Annotated in this window: 14 protein-coding genes and 2 pseudogenes; 4 read left to right on the forward strand and 12 right to left on the reverse strand. The window is 42.1% G+C overall.

What is annotated here, in order from left to right; all coding sequences use genetic code 11:
- The first annotated feature begins 93 nt into the window (after window positions 1-93).
- Window positions 94-216, forward strand: coding sequence for a hypothetical protein (locus TOL9009_RS49200; RefSeq protein WP_260675877.1), 123 nt, complete (start codon window positions 94-96; stop codon window positions 214-216).
- Here the strand turns inward: TOL9009_RS49200 and TOL9009_RS0110815 are convergent.
- The 12 genes and pseudogenes from TOL9009_RS0110815 to TOL9009_RS0110870 all read right to left on the reverse strand — a co-directional run.
- Window positions 213-545: a hypothetical protein gene (locus TOL9009_RS0110815; RefSeq protein WP_029632818.1), complete on the reverse strand. Its 333-nt coding sequence runs from the start codon at window positions 543-545 to the stop codon at window positions 213-215. The two genes, TOL9009_RS49200 and TOL9009_RS0110815, sit on opposite strands and share 4 nt — an antisense overlap.
- A 338-nt stretch (window positions 546-883) precedes the next feature.
- The gene (locus TOL9009_RS0110820) at window positions 884-2,278 is read right to left on the reverse strand and encodes a cobyrinate a,c-diamide synthase (protein WP_029632819.1); all 1,395 of its coding nucleotides are present in this window, start codon (window positions 2,276-2,278) and stop codon (window positions 884-886) included.
- 103 nt (window positions 2,279-2,381) lie between these two features.
- Window positions 2,382-3,755: a glucose-6-phosphate dehydrogenase assembly protein OpcA gene (gene opcA, locus TOL9009_RS0110825; protein ID WP_029632820.1), complete on the reverse strand. Its 1,374-nt coding sequence runs from the start codon at window positions 3,753-3,755 to the stop codon at window positions 2,382-2,384.
- A 209-nt stretch (window positions 3,756-3,964) separates the two neighbouring features.
- Window positions 3,965-5,494 carry a glucose-6-phosphate dehydrogenase gene (zwf, locus tag TOL9009_RS0110830; RefSeq protein WP_029632821.1) on the reverse strand — a complete coding sequence of 510 codons (1,530 nt, stop codon included), beginning with the start codon at window positions 5,492-5,494 and terminating at the stop codon, window positions 3,965-3,967.
- A 165-nt stretch (window positions 5,495-5,659) separates the two neighbouring features.
- A complete protein-coding gene (gene tal / locus TOL9009_RS0110840; RefSeq protein ID WP_029632822.1) occupies window positions 5,660-6,808 on the reverse strand; it encodes a transaldolase in 1,149 nt (382 codons plus the stop codon).
- A 212-nt stretch (window positions 6,809-7,020) separates the two neighbouring features.
- On the reverse strand, window positions 7,021-8,070 hold the full coding sequence (gene fbp / locus TOL9009_RS0110845; RefSeq protein ID WP_029632823.1) for a class 1 fructose-bisphosphatase: 1,050 nt from the start codon (window positions 8,068-8,070) through the stop codon (window positions 7,021-7,023).
- Between the two features lie 652 nt (window positions 8,071-8,722).
- The gene (locus tag TOL9009_RS0110850) at window positions 8,723-9,007 is read right to left on the reverse strand and encodes an RNA recognition motif domain-containing protein (protein WP_029632824.1); all 285 of its coding nucleotides are present in this window, start codon (window positions 9,005-9,007) and stop codon (window positions 8,723-8,725) included.
- Between the two features lie 429 nt (window positions 9,008-9,436).
- Window positions 9,437-9,646 carry a hypothetical protein gene (locus TOL9009_RS0110855; protein WP_029632825.1) on the reverse strand — a complete coding sequence of 70 codons (210 nt, stop codon included), beginning with the start codon at window positions 9,644-9,646 and terminating at the stop codon, window positions 9,437-9,439.
- Window positions 9,647-9,848: 202 nt separating this feature from the next.
- Entirely contained in the window at window positions 9,849-13,595 is a 3,747-nt protein-coding gene (gene nrdJ / locus TOL9009_RS49205; RefSeq protein ID WP_199341267.1) for a ribonucleoside-triphosphate reductase, adenosylcobalamin-dependent, read from the reverse strand.
- Window positions 13,596-13,601: 6 nt separating this feature from the next.
- A pseudogene (locus TOL9009_RS50495) lies at window positions 13,602-13,847 on the reverse strand (ribonucleoside-triphosphate reductase, adenosylcobalamin-dependent); the annotation flags it as partial.
- Window positions 13,848-13,868: 21 nt separating this feature from the next.
- Window positions 13,869-15,695, reverse strand: coding sequence for a group II intron reverse transcriptase/maturase (ltrA, locus tag TOL9009_RS0110865; RefSeq protein ID WP_029632826.1), 1,827 nt, complete (start codon window positions 15,693-15,695; stop codon window positions 13,869-13,871).
- 658 nt (window positions 15,696-16,353) lie between these two features.
- Window positions 16,354-16,725, reverse strand: a pseudogene (locus TOL9009_RS0110870) (ribonucleoside-triphosphate reductase, adenosylcobalamin-dependent); the annotation flags it as partial.
- 136 nt (window positions 16,726-16,861) lie between these two features.
- Here TOL9009_RS0110870 and TOL9009_RS0110875 point away from each other — a divergent pair.
- Genes TOL9009_RS0110875 through TOL9009_RS0110885 form a run of 3 tightly spaced genes read left to right on the forward strand, consistent with a single transcriptional unit; the run spans window position 16,862 to window position 17,971 of the window.
- On the forward strand, window positions 16,862-17,446 hold the full coding sequence (locus TOL9009_RS0110875; protein WP_029632828.1) for an Npun_F5749 family FMN-dependent PPOX-type flavoprotein: 585 nt from the start codon (window positions 16,862-16,864) through the stop codon (window positions 17,444-17,446).
- 34 nt (window positions 17,447-17,480) lie between these two features.
- Window positions 17,481-17,672, forward strand: coding sequence for a DUF4365 domain-containing protein (locus TOL9009_RS0110880; protein WP_029632829.1), 192 nt, complete (start codon window positions 17,481-17,483; stop codon window positions 17,670-17,672).
- Complete coding sequence (locus tag TOL9009_RS0110885) at window positions 17,672-17,971, forward strand: hypothetical protein (protein ID WP_029632830.1); 300 nt, start codon at window positions 17,672-17,674, stop codon at window positions 17,969-17,971. The genes TOL9009_RS0110880 and TOL9009_RS0110885 overlap by 1 nt, the downstream gene beginning before the upstream one ends.
- The last annotated feature ends 152 nt before the right edge of the window (window positions 17,972-18,123 follow it).

The following is an 18,123-nucleotide window of genomic DNA, read 5'->3' on the forward strand; positions in this document are numbered from 1 at the left end:
AGTTGCTTGGCTTGAGCAGAATGCAAGCAATTAAATAATTGTAGGTAAAATGTTGGGTTACGACGCATTGGAGATTATTAATTAAATTTATAGATGCTTGTGCGTCTTCACCCAACCTATGAATCGATGGAATTCTACTATAGAACTTTTTTGGAAGATGAATGGCGATCGCATCTCAAGAGCGATCGCCATTCATCTTCTCAACTCATCCGCTAAAATCTAAGTCTTCCCTGTGTTATCAATTGAAACCCACCTGCTAAAGCAGCAAAGGCAATAAAAAAGTTCCATAAGCTGGTTGGTTTTAAAATAACGCCACCACTTAAAAAGACTAAAACAGTACCCACACCAAGTAAAATCCACCCCATATTGCCGGTTTCTCTGGAGAAAAATAACAGACTGATAATGCCACCCATAATTGCTAAAACTGAAGCACCAGCGGGAATATCTCGCCATAAATAGGGAGAGTAATGAGTGGTAAAGATAATGTTCTGTCCCAAAAAGTAAATGCCAAGGACGAGTAGTGCAATTCCTAAAAGTTTGCTCATATTTTTATTTCAGGTATTTGTAATTATCAAAAATTACCCCAACTTTAATTGATGAATTACAGAGGGGTTCTTACATTTCCAATTTGGAAACGAGTTATTAACAGGTTGATAATATTACCCTATATGATGGCACTACAATCTATCGTCTGTCCATTGTTTATTTCAGCTTATATCTTGTTATGTCATGTCCGGTAAATTACTGACAATGTAAAGACGTTCCGCCGGAACGTCTCTACGACTGTAGGTAGGTTTTTATTACTGTTAATTAAACTCACATGATATTATGTGAAATACAAACTTTTTCAGCGATTATACTTGATTTTTCGCCTTTTATTAGGTTATATTCCATAGAGAAAACAATTTTTCAGAAACCGCTGCGGAATCTCTGGACACGCTCCCCAATGCATATGAATATAAGAAGCGTGAAGATTCATCGGGAAATTCCATCCTTCATTTCCAGTTGTTTCCTCAGAATCACATCGATAAGTTTGAAACAATGGTAGATTCGGTTCTGGTATTAAACGGGAACGATGAAACTCATGTCCGTAAATGGTTGTACCTGCATCCACTAAGAGATTATCTTGCAAAGCAACAGCGCGACGATATCCTAAAGTTAAACGTCCACCCATCACAGAAGTTGTCGGTAAAACTCCCACCATCGACCAAGATTTTCCCTCAAAATCAACAATTTCCTCACACAAATACATCAATCCCCCACACTCGGCGATTGTAGGTATTCCGGCAAGAATTGCACATTTTACTGCTTCACGAGCGCTAGTATTTTCCGCAAGTTGTTGGGCAAAAACTTCTGGAAAACCTCCACCAAAATACATACCTTGTACATCTTTGGGTAAAGCATCTTCCAGCGGACTCCAAAAAATTAGTTCTGCACCCAATTGTTGCAGCAAGTCGAGATTATCTTGATAGTAAAAATTAAAAGCGCGATCGCGGGCAACAGCGATTTGAAGAGGAGGGGAGGGGGGGAGAGGGGGAGGGGGGGAGAGGGGGAGACGTTCTGATTTCAGTAATGGTAACAAGCGATCCCAGTCAAAGCAAGTATCGCCTAAATCGGCAAGTCGTTGGATAACTGCATCAAGTTGGGGAAGTTCTGCTGTGGGTATTAAACCCAAATGGCGATCAGGAATGGTGATGTTATCTTCACGCCGCAAAACGCCGATAATTGGTAATTGTAGGGGTAAGAGTGAATCTTTGAGCAGAGATAAATGGCGATCGCTTCCTACCCGATTTAGTACCACCCCAGCAATTTTAATTCTCGGATCGAAAGAGCAATAACCGTAAGCGATCGCTGCTACAGAACCAGACAATCGACTACAGTCAATCACCAATACTACAGGTAAATCCAACAGTCGCGCAACATGAGCAGTACTAGCAAAAGTGGTTGCCAATTGTGGATATTCTTCCCGATGCCCAATGCCCGTTGCCCGTTGCCCGACTCCATCAAACAACCCCATTACCCCTTCTACAAGGGCAAAATCTACTTCTTGAATGTGACGCGCAAAACATTCTTGAACGTAAGCTTCCGAAGTCAGCACAGGGTCTAAATTGCGACAAGCACGATTAGTGACGTGTTGATGAAACATTGGGTCAATATAATCTGGACCCACTTTGAAAGATTGAATCAAAGAACCGCGACGGCATAAAGATGCTAAAAGGGTGAGCGTGACTGTTGTCTTACCCACCCCACTACGTTCACCGGCAATAACTAAAGGCATTGTTGATTGGTTGTTGGTTGTTAGTTGTTGGTTGTTGGTTGTTGGTTGTTAAAATTTACCACTATCCACCATCCACTAACCACTAACAACCAACATTACAACATTACTTATTACCCAATTTCAGAACCTTAGCTATCACCCCAAGGGTTTCTTCAAAAAGTGCCTCATGACCCCAACGTTGCACCTGCTGACTTAGCAAAACTTCCGCTTTTTGTTCAGAAAGTGAAGTCACATGTTGAAATAAACCAGAAGATTGGGCACCACCTTGGGTTTCCATCCGCATACAGCCACCCGTTTCTGAACAGATAAGTGTACCGCAGTCAGCTTGGGGATTGGTGGAACTCAAGCGCAAAGCAATCAAGTCACCCATAATTTCTCCTCCATCAGCCACCGGGACACCAGCTAACTCAGCTTGTACTTGGCGTTGGTCTTGTGTAAGAAAGCTAATTTTACTAATTTGGTAGTCTCCGCTTTCTTTTTCATAAGAAACTGGAGTCCATTCCAAGCGACTTGCAAGCCAACCCAAAAACATTAGCGCTTGTGCGGGATTGCCTTTTTCGTAATCAATTGTTACTCGGTCAATTTCCCGGAGAGAAGCGCGACGCAGAGGGGGATCGTAAGCTTCAGCGGTTAATTCTTGCCATGCTGAGAGACGACGCCAGTTCAAGTCAGCTAAAGGCACACCAGTTTCTACCAACTCTTGCAAACTGAGCAAATCGCCTTCTGCGTCGTTAAATTCACAAGAATCGACGATAACATTATTGCATACTGCCGCTAGTCGCTTAAATAAAGCATTGTTAGGATCTGGTGTAGCCTTCCACCAGAGAAACTTCGGTAAACCGCCGATCAACAATGCTGGAATCATCCCCCCGACTCGTTCCAAAGCGGCAGCAGTGCCAGTTAGGGTGATGTATTCGCAGCAGATGAGTGTACTTGAGGACTGCTTTTGAATTGGGCAGTAAGCAGAAACTTGAGCTTTTACCCCTTCGTCTTCGCCTGTTATTGGACACAAAGCAATAATTCGACAAGGGTTGCGAAGGGCAATTTCGTCGGCGATTCTAGGGCTTTTCGCATCCAGACCATAGGATGCCTTAGAACCGATTTCCCCTGTTGCGTCGATGCCATGACGTTTAGCGACTTCTTCGCGCAATATGGCGAGAGTTTCTGCTGTTGCGGTTCCAGTTTCTGGCAGTTGATGCGTTCTCTGAACTTCGCGTAGCGCTGCTTCCATCTGTGGTCCGAGAATTCCGTCAATCGGACCGTTGTAATATCCGGAAGCTGACAAAAGATATTGAGTTTCTTCCGGCTCGTACACCATTAAGGTAAATGTCGTGGCACGAGTAGCCGCAGGAAGCGCACCGTTTGCATCGCCGATACCGTAACTTTGCCAAATTTGACTAAGTTCGGTTTCAACGTCTGAGAGGGAAATATCCTTTGGAGTTTGAAGTGAATAAATAGTAGGAGCTTGGGAAACCATAATAAATGAAGAATGAAGTATGAACTATGAAGTATCAAGGATGAATTAAAGATTAAGGATAAAATTTTTGGTGTTGCATATTTACAGGATGATTTTACAATATACGTCGATAAATTCAACGTATTGTAGAGACGTTCCGGCGGAACGTCTCTACGATTCATCCCACGGTTATGCAACGCCAAATTTTTCATCCTTAATCCTTCATCCTTTTACAGTCTGCGCCAGCGACGACCATCTTGATTAATCAACAATTCTGCTTCGGCTGGTTCCCAAGTACCAGCTTCGTATTTGGGAACCGTTGCTGGATCAGCGGGTGCATCCCAAACAGAAAGGGCTGGTGTGACAACTTGCCAAGCGGCTTCTACTTCGTCGGCGCGTGTGAATAATGTTTGGTCGCCCATCATACAATCGAGAAATAGGCGATCGTAAGCATCAGAAGTTGCTTGGATGCCAAAGGAACCATAACTAAAGTCCATATCAACCGAACGAGTGCGGAAATCTGCCCCAGGCATCTTGACTTCAAAACGCAGGGAAATTCCTTCATTCGGCTGAATCCGCATCGTCAAAATGTTGGCATTCATTTGTTGCGCGGCTGACTGAAACATCCGAGAAGGAACTTCGCGGAAGTGGATGGAAATTTCACTAACTTTTTTCGGCATCCGCTTACCTGTACGCAGGTAAAAAGGAACTCCTTGCCAGCGCCAGTTGTCAACCAGAAATTTCATCGCCACGTAGGTGGGTGTTGTGGATTTAGGAGCCACTCCTGGTTCTTCGTGATACCCAGGGACTTGTTTTCCTTTCATCCAGCCGGCGCTGTACTGACCGCGCACTGCGGAACGCCCTAAATTTTGAATGTCTGCCAATCGTGTAGCTTGGAGAACTTTCACTTTTTCAGTGCGGAGACTGTCAGCATCCATCGCGTTGGGTGCTTCCATTGCGGTGAGGCAATAAAGTTGCATCAGGTGGTTTTGCAACATATCCCGCAATGCGCCGGCGCTTTCATAATATCCCGCTCGGTCTTCTACTCCGACGGTTTCAGCGACGGTAATCTGAACGTGGTCAACAAATCGACGGTTCCACAAAGGTTCAAAAATCGCGTTGGCAAAGCGAAATACGAGGAGATTTTGAACTGTGTCTTTACCCAAGTAGTGGTCGATGCGGTATACTTGGTTTTCTTTACAATATTTCTGCACCACTCGGTTCAGGCTCTTGGCAGAAGCCAAATCTCGACCAAAGGGTTTTTCAATTACTAGGCGATGTTTGTAGGGATCGTCCAGCATTGATTTTTCCCCCAGTTGCTTGATGGCTTCTGGGAAGAAGTTAGGAGCCACGGAAAGGTAGAACATGCGGTTTCCCCGTGTTCCCCGTTTTTCGTCTAACTCGCTTAATAAATTCTTAAGTTTCTCATAACTTTCTGGGTTATCTATATCACCAGAGCAGTAGAATAATCCTTGGGAGAAGTCTTGCCAAAGTTCTTCTGGATGCACGCCACCATGAGCTTCTTCCATGCCCTTTCGCATTTGTTCGCGAAAGTACTCATGGCTCCAATCTCGACGCGCCACGCCGACAATGGTGGTTTCTGGTGCAATGCGCCGTTCTTTTCGCAATTTGTAAAGTGCTGGTACGAGTTTGCGCCAGGTAAGGTCTCCAGAAGCACCAAAGATGACTATAATTTGGGGTTCGGGCATCCCTTGCTGTTGCAGACCTACGCGCAAGGGATTTTCTAGCAGACTAACCATAATAATTGTAAGATGTGGGTTTTAGATTTTCGATTGGGAGTTGTTAGTGGTTGGTTGTTGGTTGTTAGTTGTTGGTTGTTAGTTGTTATTTGTTAGTTGTTAGGATTTAGCACTAACCACTATCCACTATCCACTAACCACTATCCACTAACCACTATCCATTTCCTAAACTGGTGACAAGACCTTGATTTTGTCTTCTAAGGAATCCATCAGTGATTGAAAGGGCTTGACAAACTTATCAATACCATCAACAAGTAGTTCGTCCATAACTTGGTTGATGTCAATGTTGATATCGGGGTCTTTCAAGCTTTCGATGAGTTGGTAAGCTTGATCGACATCTGTCTCAACACGACTTGCAACATCACAGTGGTCAGCGCAAGCTTCTATTGTCGCTGGTGGTAGGGTGTTAACGGTGTCGGCACCTACCAACTCATCAACATACATCACGTCGCTGTAGCTGGGGTCTTTGGTGCCGGTGCTTGCCCATAGAAGTCGTTGAACTTTTGCACCTTTTGCGGTTAAAGCTTGCCAACGATCGCTCTGGCTAATTTTTTTGTACTCTTGGTACGCTATCTTGGCGTTTGCGATCGCTACTTTTCCTTTCACTGCTCTAAGTTTTGCTTCTACGGCAATATCATCAACGCCTTTCTTCAACTTAGCATCAATCTTGCCGTCAATATTGCTATCAATGCGACTAAGAAAGAAGCTGGCTACGCAAGCTATGTTACTAATGTCTTTACCTTCTTTGACTCTAGCTTCTAAACCACGGATGTAAGCAATCGCTGAGTTTACATAGCTAGAAACTGAAAATAACAAAGTGACGTTAACGTTGATCCCGGCAGCTATCACTTCTTCGACTGCTGGCAAACCTGCTTCTGTACCGGGAATTTTAATCATCACATTTTCCCGCCCAATTTCTTGGTAATACCGATGAGCTTCAGCGATGGTTGCCTCTGTATCATGAGCGATCGTTGGTGGTACTTCTATGCTCACGTAACCGTCTAATTTATTTGAGGCTTCATAAACCGGGCGTAAAATATCACACGCATTGCGGATATCTGCAAAAACTAGGGATTCGTAAATTTTGTATGTCGGTAACTCGGCACGAACACCTGATTCTATATCCGCATCATAAATGACGTTTCCGGCGATCGCTTTTTCAAATATGGCTGGATTCGAGGTGATCCCACAGATCCCTTTATTTTCCACCATATCTTTCAACTCCCCTGACTCAATCAGATCACGAGTCAAATTATCCATCCAGATACTTTGACCGTATTCTTTTATCTCTAATAAATGGTTAGTCGAGGTCATAGATTTCTTTAACTCCGGTTAATTATGTCTTCGAGTGCTATAAGCCTGTCTTTATCAGTTGATACTGACCTTTAAATTTTGACCTTGGCAATATAGGATTGCATCGACCATCTGAGATAATCAAGGAACTAAAAACGCTACCCGTACTTAACTAATCACTTCTTTAATGATTCGGGTGCCAAAGCACCCATTAAGGTTTTTGTCAAGCTGATTTAATGACCGTTTTGAATAAAAGACTCCACCTTTGCTACATCTTTTTTGCTGCCAATAATCAAAGGGGTGCGCTGGTGCAATTTTTTCGGTACTATGTCCAAAATATCTACGAGTCCCGTAGTAGCACGACCACCTGCTTGCTCTATGACAAATGCTAAAGGAGCAGATTCATAAAGTAAGCGCAGTTTACCTTCTGGCTTGGGAAGTATGCCGGGGTATAAAAACACACCACCTTGAACTAAAATTCTGTGGATATCACTTACCATTGCTCCGCTATAACGAGCGGTATAGCCTTCAGTGCGATGGACGTAGCGAATATATTCGCGAATTGATTCATCCCACTGCCAAAAATTACCCTCATTTACGCTGTAAACTGAACCGTGTGCCGGTATTTGGATATTTTCTTCGGTGAGAATAAACTCTCCTAAGCTGGGATCGAGGGTAAAAGAATGAACTCCCTTACCTATAGTATATACCAGCATGGTGCTCGGACCATATAGGATGTATCCGGCGGCTATTTGTTTGCGTCCATCGGTAAGTAAATCTTTTGCTTCACCATCAAGATCGTCTCCTTCTTGTTGGCGAATGGCGAAGATTGAACCCAAGCTGAGATTGGTATCGGTGTTAGATGAGCCATCGATGGGATCGTACAATAGTGTGTAGCGACCAATGGGGCAGTTTTCTGGAATGTAGTAGGGTTTTTCCATTTCCTCGGAAGCTAAACGACAAACTAAGCCGCTTTGCTTAAATACCGAGATAAATACGTCGTTAGCGTAAATATCCATCTTTTGGACGGATTCTCCTTGGACGTTGACATCCCCTGTAAATCCAAGAACACCTTCCATTAAACCAGCATGGCTGAGGCGACGGGCAACTAGTTTCCCTGCCAGGGCTATGCGGCTCATCAGCGCACTTAAGTCCTGTGCTTGGGGCGAAAAGCTTTCAAATTGCTGTAGGACGTGACGGGATAAAGTTGTACAATCACGATCTAAGCTTTTGTCGGTGATGTTGTTGTTCGACAATTCAATAAATTCTGGCGATGGAGCCATGTTTTAGTCCTTCCTAACGACTTTGGTTGGTTGAGGTCGGCTGAAGGACAATCGCGTAGAGGATGAAGTTTGAAGTGAGTTTGAACGGATTAACACGTTCGTAGGAATTTATTTTTTTCATCCTTTATCCTTCAGCCTTAATGAAAGCTGCTGCCTCTATCTTAGAAAGGTAATTTGATAACTTAAGTGTGATTTTAGATAAACTAAATATTTGAAGCTTTTTTAGGTCTGTGCCAAAGCACGATCGCGCGATCGCACTTCGGTCATACTTGGGCAAATCTACTTAAGCTTCTAGAATTCAATTATTTTTGTAAACATTTTTATCTATTTCTTGACTTTTTGTCTGTAGATACTAATACGTTTGATCTATAGCAAGCAAAGTTATTGAGATACCCGCCCAAAAAATACATCTGTAACGTTGGCTGCACATGGATGATGCTTGCTATATCGTTATCTTGAAAAATTAAAAAACCGACTAGTGCAAGAAAAGCAAAAATAAAGCGATCGTTTACAGTGGTGACATTTCCCTATGGGCATCACAACTTGTTGGGGAAACTTCTCTAGATTTCTGGGAATTGTTAATTTTTTCTAATTTTGCTGACTTCCGTCTTGCATAATTAGAAAAAATTTGCTATTCTAGGAATTCACCTTTTTAATAGTCTTGTTTTTTACCCCAACTACTTCGTTGGTTCTCCTCGCGTGGTTTGGCTTTATTAACTCGAAGTTGACGACCCATCCATTCTGCGCCATCTAACTCTGTAATAGCAGCATCTTCTTGAGCGTCTTCGGACATTTCTACAAAAGCAAAACCGCGCAGTCGTCCAGTTTCGCGGTCTGTAGGCAAGACGACTCTTTTTACCTCGCCATAATCTGCAAATACTTCTTTTAAGTCGGCTTCGCTAGCGCGATAGGAGAGATTTCCAACGTAAATAGTCATGTGGCATCATGTAAATTTCAACTAGGAGCGATGAGTTCAGCTGTAGAAATTCAACAAATCTCAAAGATTGGTTTCTTCGCATCCGAGTCATCAAAGCAGGGATGTTATGGATTAGCAAGCATATTGCTTGCATTATCTACTAATCGAAAGCGCGATCGGGCTGAACTTACGCATACGCTCATATAATAACTGATTGTGTCATTCTTCAAAGTATGACATTTTACAAACACTCATAATTTATAATTAGTTGCGCTTATATGTTTAATAACTGATCCCATTGGCGTGTATAATTATAATCTTTAACGTGTCAAAAAAGTATCATTAAAGCTGTGGCGCAACTCTTGGAACAGCCTTGGTTTTATGTATAAAATATGTTCATTATCGACAGTAGAGGCGTTGTATTCAACGCCTCTATATATGTAAAATTATTTATTCAATTGATATTGACTGAGGACCGCTGGTTCTGCCATTATGTGCTTGACTAGTGGAAGTAGTTGAGCCTAGCTGTTGATTGAGCCAGCTTTTAACCGGGTCGTCAGCCAACTGGAGTCGAAGCAAACCAGAGAAGAACCCGCCTGTAAATGAAGCTGGATGCTGAGTAAACTGTTTAAAAATTGGTGACAATTCATCAAGGAACATGAAGAATCTCCTAATGCTGGTGTGAAAAATTATGAATGCTTAATTTATCGTAACTTGTTGTTCAAAGCTTTGTTAGTTGTAAAGACGTTCCGTCGGAACCTTTCTACAGTATGTGTGATTTATTAAACATGAAATTCATGGGAGCGCAAATCACACATACTGTAAAGACGTAGCACTGCTACGTCTCTACGATTGTCTATTTTTACATCGGACTTTGTTCAGGCATCATACACTTATCAGAGTCGCAACCGGCAGGTCCTGCTTCCATTAACTCACCGGAATCATAGCGACTTAAAACGGTATGGAAGTCATCAGTTTGACGACGCATTTCTACTTCTTTGAGTAGTTGCTCATAGACTTGTTTCGTGATAGGTTCAAACGGCAAACGCGGGAAAGTTTGATGATCGTCAAAGCGTGCCAGAAGTGCAGCGCTAATGTAACCTTCATCATTTTGTATCGCTTGCCAAATTAGATGTGATAGCGGTTCTACTTCGTTTTCCCGTAGTTCGATGGTGGCAGAGGTGTTATGTGTGACATAGAATTTCTGCACTTGCATGTAGAAATCCATTTGAGCGATCGCACTAAATTGACTAATATCAATTTCATCAACCCCAGGTATATCAGCCCAAGGTACAGCAACGGGAATTTCTACCAGCCATTCTGAGCATCTGGGATCGAAAGGATCGTCTAATAGATTGCCCTTTTCATCTTTATCAGATTGGGAGGGAATGACATTATAGCCGTAGTCTATACAAGCTAAAGCTACTGGGTCATTTTTGCCAAAGGTGATCCTGCGAAGAAATCTTTGGGCTTTGGGGGGGTGCCATCCTGGACTAGCACCAGTTAGTAAAGATTTAGTGCCACTAGGTTGAACTGTAGTGCAGCGATTTGGACGTTTGAAATTATGGCGATCGCAATAATCCCAAATAACACGATGCACAATATTTTTCCATGAGGTTAAGTATTCTTCCTCTTTTTGCTTAAACGCGATTCCTTGAGCATTTGCAGGTCTACCTTCTACCCACCAACGCAACCAATCAACCCCAAAAGCATGAACAAAGAAATCAAATAAACCTGTGAAAGAAACCCCTACAATCGGGTCTAATTCGCGGCTGTATTGATAACGTGGTTCAAGGAATTTGTGATGTAAAAGTGCGGCTACAGATAGCGCTCCTGCGGTGAAAGCTTCCTCCTGTTCTTTATAGTTAGTTGGGTCAATTTGATTGAGGTGAACCTCTGAAAGGTTACAATTTCCAGTTAAGGTATTACCGAAAACACCTTTATGATATTCTGGCTCATTAAAGCAGTAAGTATCATGTAAACCTGGCAATTCTTCAACACTTTTTACAACTTGCCATTTACCTTTGCATTTGGCATTTGTTCCTTTACTGACATCTAAGCGCTGGCAAGGAATCTGCTGAGAATCGGTTATTTGCAAATAGTACAAATCTCGACTTCTGACACCCAAATTAGTTATCGAACCTTTATAAGCACAAAGATTCAGAGATGAACGAATACCACATTTAGTCAGTAGTAACTGAATTCTGTAAGCACGCTCGTAGTCAGATATATAAATCCTAATACCATTGCTTGAAGTATTCGAGCCATCTGTATCAGCTAAACCAGCGATAAAATGTAAAATTGCTTGACGGTTCCAACTAGCAATTACATTCAGCGATTCCGAATTTGTTTTTAAGGCTTTAAGAAATTCTCCCGAAAAACCTAAATCTGTAACATCTGTAAAAGTAGGTAAGTAGTCATAAGTTCTTTTAGGAGACTTATTACCAACTACAGATAACGCTGCTTTATTTTCGTACAGCCTAACTTTGGCATTATTCTTTTGATCTGTAGTACCATCACCTACAGCTACCCCCAAAGTATAAGCATAACCAGAATCAACATTCAATCCATCTTCGTAATTAATTGTGAACGGTTCAGTATGAATGCTATATCGACTCGTATCCATCAAGTCTTTGGTTTGAACTTCCTTATAGACTTTGCCGAATCTATCTTTCACAAAAAAGCGATGATATTCAGTTGCATCTAAATAAGAACCGTCTCCAAACCGAACTCGATAAAGCTTTTGATTACTACCAGTCTTAAATGGTGTAACTAAGCTCCATTTTTTCCCATTCCAAATTTCAATTTCACATCCGACAACATCTTTAATGTTGTGCATTCCTTCCCTAGTAATGAGTAGAGTATCGCCGCCCACGCAGTGAAAATTGCTACCTAAAATTTCTCCACAATTGTGTGCAACAAACCCATTAGCATCAAAGCGAGATACACCAGGTACAGTGCAATCATAAACAGACTCTTCACCATCAAAGGTAATAGATTCAATAATTACATCGAACCGTTCTTTGTAGAGATTGCGCTTATACCCTGATAACAAAGAGTCTAACAACTCAGCTTTTTTAGGTTCTTGGAAACCAACTATTTGTTGAAATATTTGAATGTTATCTTTAGCAATAACTAATTCATGTTGAGTATTACAAAAATACTCAGTCAAAACTTTCTTGCTATTAGGTAACATTCTCAGACCTTCTGCTCTACGATTCTTGTAGATTTTACTGGCAATACCTAATCGTAAAAGCATCCTTTGTATAGCTTCTAAATTAGGCAAATCACTTTGCGCTAAACAAACGCTAATTCCCTTGTCATGGTTCCCTTGTACACTTCCATCAGCGTCAAAAATACCTCTGAGAAAACCACAATAAAAATCGTAGCTTGCTTGCTCAATCTCAGAAGTGACTTTTTTATGTTTATGTACTAAACCAAAAGCACTAGCCAGTTTTGCGAGACTTGCAGAACTAACTTGAAAATATTTGTTTGTTTGGTGGTAAACACCTTTCAAATCCTGAGAATGTTGAAGTGGTTTTGGTAAACTATTCACTAATGAAAGAGCAAATTCTTTCATCTCAGTTTGAGTTTCTCCCCAGTAGCGTAGTGATGCTTGATAGGTAGAGTTAGCAGCGTTTACTGAGAAACAACCATCACCTAATAAGCTACCGAGTAACCAACCTTCTGCATGTGTACCTAAACCATCCCAAGGATTTATATTTTTATGGTCATGAATTAGTATTCGATCACCAGGTTTTAAGTCTTTGACTTCACACCATTCTGAGTATTGCTTACGTTGAGTTTGTGCTGTGACTTTTAAAACTTGATGATTCTCGGTAAGCCTTAAAGCGTAACCTTCTTTGGTTTGTAACTTGACTACAGGTTTCACTCCTGTGAAGAAAAAACCATCAGATGTAGTGCTAAAAAGTTCACCGTTTACATAAACAGCTAATTGTTTGCCAATTAAATCTTTAACTTGCCTTGCACCGTGTTCTGTATGTATCCAAGTATCTGAGGTTATACACGGATTCAAGCCGTATCGAGATAAACGATGTTCTAATTCCGACGCATCAATGTCAGGATGGTGTTTTTGCAACCACTGTTTTGCTGTTCCTTGTTCGTAAGCTTGTAAAAAATCAGCTTTCAAACTTTGAGTTGACAGCAAATCGCAGTTTGCTCTGGCTACAGCTTCACCAGCCCATTGAATTGCACCCTCGCCGCTATAATACTGTTTGCGGACAGCATCAACACATTCTTCTAATGTTGGCTTGCGGTGAAAAACTCTGGTATGGTTTGCCATTCTCAGAGCATCACGCTCTGGATCGATTCGCCAGTTGCCATTTTCGTCTTGCTGCCATAAATTATCTTTGGCAGTGGCTGCTTGTTTATCATCAGAATCAAACTGACGCATTCCCGCACTTCTTCGGATGTTTCCTGCAACAATTGTGACAGCAGCTTGATCGATTAACAAACAGCATTCAACTGAATTTAATTGCCGTCCGACAGCTTTATTCAGAATGGATGCACAGCGATCATACATTCCAGGCAATTTCACTGGGTTAGCAACGCCACCAAAGCCCTTGAGAGTTTCTCCGGCTTTACGCACATCACTGATATCAACGATAACTTCAACTTCTCCAGAGAATCTTTCATCACTAGAGAGTTTTAAAAGTGTTTCATAGGATTCTACCCAACCTTGACGACTGTCTCCAACGTGGATGGTGACGGAATTTCCGGTTATTTTGGTTTCTGTAAATTCCCGACGCTGTTCAACACGAAGACTGCCAATTTCACCTTGGACGATGACATTTAGGTGATTGCGGATGGGGGGAATTTGGCTGATATATTTTGGTTCAATGACGGCGCCCGTACCATTAAACTAAGCAACACCCTCACGAGTGCTACTCGTCTTCAGAACCGGACATGAGACTTTCACCTCATCCGGCTCCTCAATAATCATACCTTTGTCATAGGAACTGTTCAAACTACCATCTCTGGCAGTTTTTTGGTCGTGGCAATGTTTATGCAATGCTTGTAGGTTATCAAGTTTTCTTTTACCACCATTACTAGTTGGTTGTATGTGGTCGATTTCGATTTTATCTTCCGTTGTGAAAGTAAGACCGCAATGGGCACATTTTCCCTTTTGCTTATGTAGTATTTTTGCGAGTAAAGATGGAATTTCTTTACTTTTACCTGTCCTTGAACCCCAATAGGTGAAATCACCATTAAACGGTGAAGCCTCTCCTTTGACTTTGATATGTCGTACAATATCTATTTGAGTGTGTTTGCTGAGGACATAGCTTTCTTTAGTATCTGGATTCTTGTATCCGAATACCCAGTTGTCTTTACCAACTGTAATCCAATATTTCTCAACAACCCATTCAGTACCTTTATTGTAATGTCTGGATTTTGCCCATACCATTAGTTTCTTATAAATCATGTGATTTAAGATTCTGAAGGCATCGGTTGAGCAGGCTGAAGAATAATAGTTTCTCCATGCTTCTATTATTGGATTGATTCTTGCAATTAGCGCCTTTTGAGGTGCTGCTTTATGGGAATCAATAATGTCAGCTATTTCTTTATAGTGGCGTTTTATTGCGTTCTTACTTGGTTGAATTATCGTTTGGAAACCTAAGATTTCTCCATTAGATGACCGTGCGCTCATTCCATCGTTTACGGGTAATTGTCTAACATTAAAGCCTAAGAAGTCAAAACCGGGGGTTTCCCCTTCATATTTATTTAATGTATGACAAATTCTCGTCTTGCTCGGTTTTAGTTCCAAGCCGATGTCTTTTAGGAAACCTTCTATCACCGCTTTTGCCCCTAAAACAACATTAATATCTTCGTGAATAATCACGAAATCATCTGCGTACCTGATTAAACTCAACGCACTTCGGTTTTGCTTTTTCCCCCAATTCCTACGAGTAGGTAGGGTATTTGCATATTCTTTAATCACTTCTTCCATTCCATGAAGCGCGATATTAGCCAGCAAAGGTGAAATTATTCCGCCTTGTGGTGTACCTGCTTTTGTTGGGAATAATTGATTTCCATCTACATATCCGGCTTTTAACCACTCTCGTGTTAACCGTCTCATTGATGGATACGTATTGAGTTTTTCAAGTAGCTTCTGATGATTAATGTTATCGAAACACTTTGATATATCCGCATCTAGTACATATTTAGCCTTACCATGTAGAGCTAGATATATAGCTTCGATTGCGTCGTGTACTGTACGTCCCGGTCTAAACCCATAACTATTTGGCTCAAATTTTGATTCCCATTGTGGTTCTAAGGCTAACTTTGCGATCGCTTGTTTTGCCCGGTCTTCCATTGTTGGGATTCCTAGGGGTCTTTTTTCGTCTGTTCCTGGTTTTGGAATCCATACTCTGCGGGTTGGTTTTACCTGACTATTTATGCTTAAATTCTTTGCCAGTAAGAGACGACTTTCGTATCCGAGGGATTTCACCCCGTCTACCCCTGCCGTTTTCTTGCCTTGGTTATCTTGGGTTACTTTTCGCGTAGCTAATAGCTTTGCGTACCAGGATTTCATCAAAGTTTTTTGGAGTCGTCGCATTGCTTTGACATCACCACGTTGAACAGCTTTGTATATGCGCTTTTGCAACTTGAACACTATCCTCTGGATTTTCCTCCAGTTGATTTTGTTCCATACCACCGTAGTCTTAAAACTCGTTTTAGTCGTTTTCATCGCTACTTGTACCTATACATATCTGATTACCGTGAGTCCGTCAGCGTATCCTACGCATTACCGTAGGCATTTGCTTTTGACTCAATCTCACCACATAGTTCATCCGGTTAGCACCTGCTCAGGTGTTCGACCTCCTGAGAGAATTTATGTGGTTACTTCGTTCCTAATAGTCATTGATTGAGAGGTTAGGTTTCTACTGTTCACCGGGGTTAAGAGCGGTGCAAACCGAACGGTTGTATTCCGGTTGCTCTCCCCTTGCCTTTTGGCACAGCCTGTTAATCCACTAGGCTGTTTTATATGATCACGATGATTCAAACGTAGATTCGCTGCACGCTAACCATACTCTCTTGCTAGATGTGTCGAAATCTGGACTGACTTCTTAACACCGTTCATTCCCGCTTTACGGATTGATGGCTAGTCGCTACCGTAGGGAAAGTGCTTTCACCCTTGCACTTAGGGGGTTGGACTTCATCGAAAATATCTTATGGTTTACCGATTTATAATTTGATATTTCTATCAATTGCTCTGTAAAGTTTTGTTTCGATGTCACCAACATGACTATTAAGTTATCAAGGTTTTTACCAATGTGGTAGAAGAAACCTTGTGGCTAATCCTCCAAAACCCTTCCGGGTGTTGGTTTCTAGCCAACGAATCGCACGCAACCCATCATTGCCAAATCCATCATCAATCCAAAAGCACTCCAATCTTGGAGGTTGGTGGAGGTGCAATTATAGCCCCCAGAAAAGTTTTTGGGCTTGGATATCCACTCTGTACCACCAACCCACAACCAGCGTCCACTGGGGAGAGCTTTTAGATTTTCCTGCATTTTTTGGAGTATGGCAGCTTCTTCTGGGCGTAGCTTTCCCACCTTGGTTAAGCCTGTGAGAGTGCGATCGCATACTCGTTCCCATGTTTCCCTTTGTCCTACCTCTAGAGCGCGGCTATAAGTTCTAAAAAACACTGGATTAGCAGCTGGGGCAGTTTCTGGAAACTTTGCCTTGATGCGTTTTAGTTCAAGTTCTCGAACCATGAGTCAAATATTGTTGGTTATTTTCCGACAGAATATGACTATACGCCAAGTAGATGTAAGGTGAAAGATTGCAATTTTTTTCGGTTTGCGCTAGCTGTAGTTCTGCACTGAGTTACAGTAAAGTTTTAATTTTATGGTGTCTGTAGCTCCTTGGCGATCGCTAGTAGCTCGTGCGCTTCATCGCAACCGCAGCCTTGTTTATGCTCGTTACCTCCAACTGGCAACAGTTCGGGCAAATAATCGTCCCGCTAATCGTACCCTCGTCTTTCGCGGCTTTCTCGAAGACACCAACCAGTTAAAATTTATCACCGATGCCCGCAGCGAAAAAGCCGACCAGATACAGCAGCAATCTTGGGCAGAAGCTTGCTGGTACTTTCCCAACACACGAGAACAATTCCGCATTACTGGCTGCCTAACCTTGGTAGGTTGCGATTATTCTGACCCCGTTTTACATAAAGCACGTATGAAAACTTGGCAAGAGCTAAGTGATGCAGCGCGGTTACAATTTGCTTGGGCTGAACCTGGTAAACCTAGAGTTCAAGATCCAGCAGCTTTTAATCCACCACCACCTGATGCGACTCAACCTTTAACAAACTTTTGCCTACTGCTACTTGAGCCGGTACAGGTAGATCATCTGGAATTAAAGGGCGATCCACAAAATCGCTATTTATACTGCTTGGATCAGCAGCAACAGTGGTCTAAGCAAGAAATTAATCCTTGATGTTAATTATCCATTCTCCATAACAGATTGCATTGTGATTAAATATACTGAATCTTTAACACCTTCCAACCCAGCAGCAAAGGCAGTTTGGAAATCAATGGAATATCTTAGCGGCAGTCCCAGCGGAAATCGCTCCTCTGTGAGAATCCGAATCCCGCGATCGCAACGCCTGACTCCCGAATCTTTGCTAACCTTAATAGAGAATGTCAAAACGGGAGAATGGTGATGACCCCTGAAGTTCTGTCAAACTACCCTCAAATTCAAGAGCTTCATGTTGCAGAAGTAGTCAATTATCTCCAACAACATCACTGGATTACAATCAGTCATCCCAATCCTCGATTGCTTGTGTTTGAAAAAGGAGTTGACGATCAAGGGAAACCGATTCAGATTGTGCTGCCGAGTAAAGATGAATATGAAGACAGACCTTACTTATTGGCAAAAGCGGTGAACCTTGTCTCTGTTCTGGAATCCGCGTCTTTCCAAGAGATTGTGAATGGAATTAATGCAAGCGTACATGCTAGTTGAATTTGGTTGATGTAGCGATCGCGGCATAATAATCCCAATGCAGCGCACGAACAGAGTCTTCGCGCTACGTTTGAGTCATCTCTGTCGCCGCTGATTGGAAACGTTGTACTGATATTTAAATCGTTTCGACTGAGTAATGATGTCCCTTCGCT

The organism is [Scytonema hofmanni] UTEX 2349 (assembly GCF_000582685.1).
Taxonomy (GTDB): Bacteria; Cyanobacteriota; Cyanobacteriia; order Cyanobacteriales; family Nostocaceae; genus Hassallia; species Hassallia hofmanni.

Bases quoted from the DNA above. Each gene is read 5' to 3' on its own strand.
- TOL9009_RS0110855 (WP_029632825.1), bottom strand. From the start codon at position 9,646: ATGTTCCTTGATGAATTGTCACCAATTTTTAAACAGTTTACTCAGCAT.
- opcA (WP_029632820.1), bottom strand. From the start codon at position 3,755: ATGGTTTCCCAAGCTCCTACTATTTATTCACTTCAAACTCCAAAGGAT.
- TOL9009_RS49200 (WP_260675877.1), top strand. From the start codon at position 94: ATGCTTGTGCGTCTTCACCCAACCTATGAATCGATGGAATTCTACTAT.
- ltrA (WP_029632826.1), bottom strand. From the start codon at position 15,695: ATGAAAACGACTAAAACGAGTTTTAAGACTACGGTGGTATGGAACAAA.
- TOL9009_RS0110885 (WP_029632830.1), top strand. From the start codon at position 17,672: ATGACCCCTGAAGTTCTGTCAAACTACCCTCAAATTCAAGAGCTTCAT.
- TOL9009_RS0110815 (WP_029632818.1), bottom strand. From the start codon at position 545: ATGAGCAAACTTTTAGGAATTGCACTACTCGTCCTTGGCATTTACTTT.
- tal (WP_029632822.1), bottom strand. From the start codon at position 6,808: ATGACCTCGACTAACCATTTATTAGAGATAAAAGAATACGGTCAAAGT.
- zwf (WP_029632821.1), bottom strand. From the start codon at position 5,494: ATGGTTAGTCTGCTAGAAAATCCCTTGCGCGTAGGTCTGCAACAGCAA.
- fbp (WP_029632823.1), bottom strand. From the start codon at position 8,070: ATGGCTCCATCGCCAGAATTTATTGAATTGTCGAACAACAACATCACC.
- TOL9009_RS0110820 (WP_029632819.1), bottom strand. From the start codon at position 2,278: ATGCCTTTAGTTATTGCCGGTGAACGTAGTGGGGTGGGTAAGACAACA.
- TOL9009_RS0110850 (WP_029632824.1), bottom strand. From the start codon at position 9,007: ATGACTATTTACGTTGGAAATCTCTCCTATCGCGCTAGCGAAGCCGAC.